The sequence below is a fragment of the Desulfosoma sp. genome, from assembly GCF_052743555.1.
The window spans coordinates 1-5,927 of sequence record NZ_JBRAHS010000001.1 but is presented as its reverse complement, the minus strand read 5'-3'; the positions used below and the strand labels follow the sequence as shown (position 1 = coordinate 5,927).

Sequence of the window (5,927 nt, the reverse complement as noted above, 5' to 3'; positions counted from 1 at the left end):
CATTGGTATAGGCAGGGATTTTTATGAAGGAAGCGAAAGCGGGACCTATCTCCACGGATCAACCAGCATGTGGGAGGCCCTCACCTACCTAAACGCCAGGATGGAGGCGGTTCCTTGGCTTGCCGAATCATGGCGAAGCGAGGAATCAAGCCGGAGGTGGGTCTTCCGTCTGAGGGAAAATGTCCTCTTTCATGACGGCTCCCCCCTTGAAGCGCACCATGTGGTTGCAAGCATGAGGCGCTTGATGAAAAACCCCAGGTATGATCCGGCAGGAAGCCTCTCTTACGTTGAGGCGGTTGAGACCGCAGGTGACCGTGAAATTGTCTTCAGGCTATCCAAAGCCATACCGCATTTCCCGAAACTGGTCGCCTATTACGGGAGCCCTGTCTTTAAACCGGAGTGCCTGGATGATGAGGGACGCATCAGGGAGCCTATAGCCACAGGCCCTTACAGGCTTAAAAGCGTAAGACAGGGGGCCGGCGTATACCTCTCTGCCTTCAATGAACACTGGAACGGTCCCCCACCCTATGAGGAGATTGCCTTCATGACCATCCCTGATGCGCAGACAAGGGCCATGGCCTTGATATCGGGGCAGATCGACGCCATCGCCGATGTGGGTGGGGTTCTTCCTGAGCAGCAGGCAACCCTTAAAAGAAGCCCTGACGTGGTTGTCAAGAAGACGGAGGTTGCAACCACACATCTTCTTTTGTTCAACTGCGCCGCCTTGCCCTTTTCCTCTTCGGAGGCAAGGCGCTGGGTCTCAGGCGTTATTGACAGGGATAAACTCATCAGCGTCTTTGTTAAGGGGGCCGGAACCCCTGCGAGAGACCCCTATACCCCCATGGCAAGGGATTATGCCTTCGGGCTCATACAGCCTCCAAAGATCTCCATGCCTTCCGATTTAGCCGCTTACAAGGGGGAGATCATCATGCTCCTTCACGGCGGCACTCTTCAAAGGTGGCCTTACAGGGAGATGGGGCAGGCCATTCAGGCTATGCTTCACTCCTACGGCTTGAGGGTTTCAATAAGGATAATGGAGCAGGGAAGCTTCCACGATTCCATAAAGAGCGGCCGTTTCCACATGGCCATACAACCCTACACCCTTATGACCGGCGATCCTGATTTCTTTTACTCCTACTGGATCCTGTCCGATGCCCCCAGAAACTGCGGATGGCATAGCAACGAGGCGGACATTCTCATAAATGAGGCAAGACATGAAACGGACACCACCAGGAGAACTGCGCTTTACAGAAGGCTTGAGGAGATGCTTAACAAGGAAATGCCGCTTCTGCCGCTCTATCACGATGCGGCCCTCTACGCCCACAGAAGGGAGATAGGAGGTTTTTATATGGATCATTTCTTTAAGCCTTGCCTGACGCGGACCGGTTGTGAGTAGATTCCCCTTAAGAGACATTCTTGACATGCACTCCTGGTGTACTGCCTGGAACGAGGCGAAGGCTGCTTCTCCGCTGGCACACAGCCAAAAGGAGACACCTCAAAGGTGGCAGGCCTTCTTTGAGGCAATAAGCGATTGCTACCATGCCATGTGGGGAGACCAGGGAGGCCTGGGGCCAAGAATTGCCGATCTTCTCTTCTCGGAGGGGATAGCCTATCCATCCTGCAGGGTCCTTGACGCAGGATCAGGCCCGGGAACAGTTTCCATACCCCTTGCTGAAAGGGGTGCCAGGATAACCGCCCTTGACTACTCGGAAGGGATGCTCAGGGCCTTGTCTCAAAGGGCTGAGAGCCAGGGCGTCAAGGGCATAGAATCGCTCTGCACTCCCTTCTTTGATTTCAAACCTGATGAGGCCTTTGATCTTGTGCTCGGTTGCTTCTTCCCGGCGGCCCTCTCGCCTGAGGGACTAAAGCACATGGAATCCCTCAGCTCCGGCCATTGCGCCCTTGTCCTCAGCTCCTTCAGAGAGCAGATACCCTTCTGCAGGGCCCTCTGGAGGGAGATAATGGGTTATGAGCCGCCTTCCGGTGACTTTCACCTCATATATGCATTCGGGTTTCTCTTTGCAGGGAAGAAGGCCCCCAACATAAAACACCTGTCCTGGGCCTATACCTTCATGAGCCCCCTTGAGGAAACCCAGGCCTTTTTCAGCCGTTACTTCGAAATCTTCGACAGAAAGGGCCCTTCGGTCCAAAGCGATATAGCAAGGGTGCTGAAGGGTTTTGTCAAAGACGGCCTTGTCACATGCGCTGCGGATGTCAAGATCGCACTTCTGTGGTGGAGGGCGTATCAGCATTGAGAAGAACTGTGTTCCTTTCGAGAAGGATCGTCATGATCTTGGGCCGCATCCTGCGGCTTGCGGCAGTCCTCATGGGGGTTGCTGCGATCACTTTCGGTCTTCTTGATCTTGCCCCAGGCGATCCCGCCGAACTCGTCCTCCTTGCAAGGACCGAGTCTCCTACCCCTCAGAAGATACAGGAGGTGAGAGAGGAACTCGGCCTTGATGCCCCGATGGTGATACGTTTTTTAAGGTGGACGTGCTCTGCGATTAAAGGGGATTTAGGGAGGTCCTTCAGGACTGGGGACATGGTTGCAGCGCAGATACTGGCAAGGCTCCCAGTGACATTTACGCTTGCTGCAGCGACCATCTTGTTTGTGATGGCGCTTTCAACCATTTCGGGCCTTGCCGGTGGTCTTTATCACGGCTCCATCCTTGACAGGGCCATCGGGGCCCTGACAGCCCTGAGCATTGCTCTTCCTGACTTCGTTTTGGGGGTGGTCCTGATAGTTGTCTTCAGCTCAAAGGTAGGACTTTTTCCCTTGGTAGGCATGAGCGGCCCCCAATCCTTTCTGCTCCCGGTTTTAGCCCTTGGCCTTTCCATGGCGGCCGTTCACGGGCAGGTTCTAAGGGCGGGGGTCATGGAGGTTCTAAACACAGACTATGTGCGCTTCGCCTATGCCAAGGGACTCAAACCCTGGGAAGTGTTGACGAGACATGTTGTCAAAAACGCGCTTCTTCCCGTGGTTACCCTTTGGGGTATCTCCCTTGGGCACCTTTTCGGAGGGGCGGTCATAGTTGAAAATGTCTTTTCCCTCCCAGGGCTCGGCACCCTGCTTGTTGAATCCGTTCTTCAAAGAGACATTCCCCTTGTGCAGGGCATAGTGCTTTTTACGACCCTTGCCTTTTTTCTGGTCAGCAGGCTGGTGGACGCCCTTGTAATAAGGTTCATGCCTTCCATGGCCTCAAGGCCTGTGGTGGGCGCATGAAAAGGTCAGGCCCCATCTCCTCATGGCCCGTTTTGCTTGCTGCGGCCTTCATCCTTTTAGGTCTTGCAGGTCCGATACTGGCTCCGAGAGACCCCGTGAAGGTGGATCTTGATAAGCGCCTTGAAGGCCCTTCCCTGCAATTTCCCTTTGGAACAGACGCCCTCGGCCGATGCGTGTTTTCAAGGACCCTTTATGGAGGGGCCATATCGCTTGGCTTCTCCCTGGCGGCAACCCTTTTTTCAGCCATCCTCGGGATCATCCTGGGCCTTTCCTCCTCCATGGGCGGAAGGATCTTGAGACCCATAGCTGACTGGGTCATGGATGTAATGCTTGCTTTTCCCTCCCTGATCCTGGCCGTGGTCATAGCAGGCCTCCTCGGTCCTTCAGCATTAAATACATCTTTGGGTCTTACTGCGGCGGGATTTGCCTGGTGGGCCAGGTTTTCCAGGAGCCTTTTTATCAAGGCTGGCCAAACGGATTTCGTGCGGGCCGCCATATCCATGGGCATACCAGGGCCGCGGGTGCTCAGGAGATATCTCTTTCCCCAGGTGATGCCCTCCCTGTTGGTGGCGGCCCTTCTGCAGGCAGCCGGCATGGTGACTGCGGTATCAGGGATGAGTTATCTCGGCTTCGGCGCTCAACCACCCGTGCCCGAGTGGGGGAGTATGCTCAGGGAGGCCCAGCTTTACATGGCCGATTATCCATGGGTGATGGCTGGACCGGGCTTGGCAGTCACCGTTTCCGTTGGCATATTCACGGCGGCCGGTGAGGCCCTGAGGAGGCGTTTTTCCCTGAAGCCTGTCACAAGGTGGTGACATGCTATCCCTTCAGATAGAATCGCTTTCCATCAAATCCCCCGGTCTTCCAGAAGCCATCGTTGAGGGAGTGGCATTTGAAGTGCCCAGGGGCGGCAGCGTCGGCATTGTCGGAGAAAGCGGGGCAGGCAAGACCCTTACCGCCCTGGCCGTCTGCGGCCTTGTCCCAGAGCCCCTCAAGTGCTCGGGTACCATGCGTCTTGACGGGAGGGAGATTGATCTGGGTGAGCGTAAGGCCTTCAAGGACCTGCGTGGAAGGGGTGTCTTCATGATTTTTCAAAGTGCTACCATGGCCTTGGATCCCACGATGCGCACAAGCGATCAGGTCTGTGAGGCCCTTGTGCGCGTAAAGAGGCTTTCCCGCAGGGCGGCCCTGCATAGAACCAGGGAACTTCTCTCCATGGTTGGATTGGGAAATGATATTGACAATGCCTGGCCCTTTCAACTGAGCGGGGGCATGAGACAGAGGGTCCAGATCGCGATCGCCATGGCCCTTGAGCCCTCCGTGCTGATCGCAGATGAACCCACAACCGGGCTTGATCCCTTCATTCAGATCCAGATCCTCGGTCTTCTGGATGACCTTAGAAAAAGTCTCGGGACATCTCTCGTAATCATATCCCATGATCTGAGAGTGATAGCAAGAATGACGGATTTCGTATGGGTGATGCAGAAGGGAAGGATGGTGGAAAGCGGGCCGGTTGCGGAGATATTCCAGGCTCCCCGCTCTCCCTATACGAAACGGATGATAGAGTCCGTTCAAAATCAGGAGGAAATGTGGAATGACCATTCCTCTCCTTGAAGCAATCAATATCTCAAAACGCTACATGACATCTTCTGGTGAAAGCAGCGCAATTGAGGGCATCAATTTGGCCCTTGAGCGCGGAGAAGCAATCGGGATAGCGGGACCGAGCGGGGCTGGCAAGAGTACCCTTGCAAGAATCATTTGCGGCATGGAGGCACCCAGCGAAGGAGGAATCTTCCTTGAAGGAATTGATATTCAAAGGGATAAGTCCATCAGAAGACGCATCCAGATGATTTGGCAGGACCCCGCGGCGTCCCTCAATCCCTACATGACCGTCGCACAATTAATAATCGAACCTATTGAGGCATTCAATAGAGCAACCGGGAACAGGCCAAAGGAAAGACTTGCTGAGCTGTCGGAAATGGTCGGTATCCCGAAGAGGCTTCTTGCTATGAGGCCCCACGAATTAAGCGGCGGCCAGTGCTTCAGGGTATCCGTCGCAAGGGCACTTGCAGCCGATCCCATCGTGCTTGTCTGCGATGAGTCCTTCTCCAGCCTCGATCTTCCATCCCTGGGCGAACTCATGGAGGTCCTCCAGAACCTGCAACGAATCCTCAATCTTTCCCTCGTCATCATCTCCCATGATCTCTTTGTGATACGGCGCATGTGCAGCAGGGTCGCTGTAATATTTGGCGGGAAAATCGAGGAGCAAGGGACAACACGCGAAGTTTTTTCCACCCCTCGAAGCCCCTCGACGAGGAAGCTGATCTCAAGCCTGCTCCCTTGGCCCTAAGGTGAAGCCGCCGAAGTCTTTCTCGGCAGCGCCACGCACCTCCATGTGCCTCGAAGAGCTCAAAGCAAGACGGCCACCCCGCTGTGAGCCTGTTCCAGAAACGGAGGTTTTATCGGCGCTTTATGGTACACCGTTCCGGCCTCGGTTAACCCAAGTTTGTCACTTTTTTGCTTATGGTATTGATATTCTTATAAGTGAATTTTTGGTTCTTCACTACAAATTTTCACTTGATGATCATCAGCCCTTTGACCCAAGTTTCTCAGCCTTGGAGGCTCAAATTGGGGTTTTCTCCGATCATGCTCTTCTAACCATTTGAGATCCTTATAGTGGGTTTCAGAAAAGCGGACATCGACC

At 54.5% G+C, this 5,927-nt stretch carries 6 protein-coding genes; all 6 read left to right on the top strand.

Annotated features, from left to right (window positions below; genetic code table 11):
- Positions 1-1,396, top strand: a 1,396-nt coding sequence (locus ACUVSA_RS00030; RefSeq protein WP_445893326.1) for an ABC transporter substrate-binding protein, incomplete at its 5' end; no start/stop codon positions are given.
- Positions 1,397-1,421: 25 nt separating this feature from the next.
- Complete coding sequence (locus ACUVSA_RS00025; RefSeq protein ID WP_445893325.1) at positions 1,422-2,255, top strand: class I SAM-dependent methyltransferase; 834 nt, start codon at positions 1,422-1,424, stop codon at positions 2,253-2,255.
- Positions 2,231-3,223, top strand: a complete 993-nt coding sequence (locus ACUVSA_RS00020) for an ABC transporter permease (protein WP_445893324.1) — start codon at positions 2,231-2,233, stop codon at positions 3,221-3,223. Before ACUVSA_RS00025 ends, ACUVSA_RS00020 begins: the two co-directional genes overlap by 25 nt.
- 173 nt (positions 3,224-3,396) lie before the next feature.
- Positions 3,397-4,038 carry an ABC transporter permease gene (locus tag ACUVSA_RS00015; RefSeq protein ID WP_445893323.1) on the top strand — a complete coding sequence of 214 codons (642 nt, stop codon included), beginning with the start codon at positions 3,397-3,399 and terminating at the stop codon, positions 4,036-4,038.
- Between the two features lies 1 nt (position 4,039).
- A complete protein-coding gene (locus tag ACUVSA_RS00010; RefSeq protein ID WP_445893322.1) occupies positions 4,040-4,837 on the top strand; it encodes an ABC transporter ATP-binding protein in 798 nt (265 codons plus the stop codon).
- Positions 4,818-5,573 (top strand): ABC transporter ATP-binding protein, encoded by a 756-nt coding sequence (locus tag ACUVSA_RS00005; protein ID WP_445893321.1) that lies wholly within the window; start codon positions 4,818-4,820, stop codon positions 5,571-5,573. Before ACUVSA_RS00010 ends, ACUVSA_RS00005 begins: the two co-directional genes overlap by 20 nt.
- Positions 5,574-5,927: the final 354 nt, after the last annotated feature.

Bases quoted from the DNA above. Each gene is read 5' to 3' on its own strand.
- ACUVSA_RS00025 (WP_445893325.1), top strand. From the start codon at position 1,422: ATGCACTCCTGGTGTACTGCCTGGAACGAGGCGAAGGCTGCTTCTCCG.
- ACUVSA_RS00010 (WP_445893322.1), top strand. From the start codon at position 4,040: ATGCTATCCCTTCAGATAGAATCGCTTTCCATCAAATCCCCCGGTCTT.
- ACUVSA_RS00005 (WP_445893321.1), top strand. From the start codon at position 4,818: ATGACCATTCCTCTCCTTGAAGCAATCAATATCTCAAAACGCTACATG.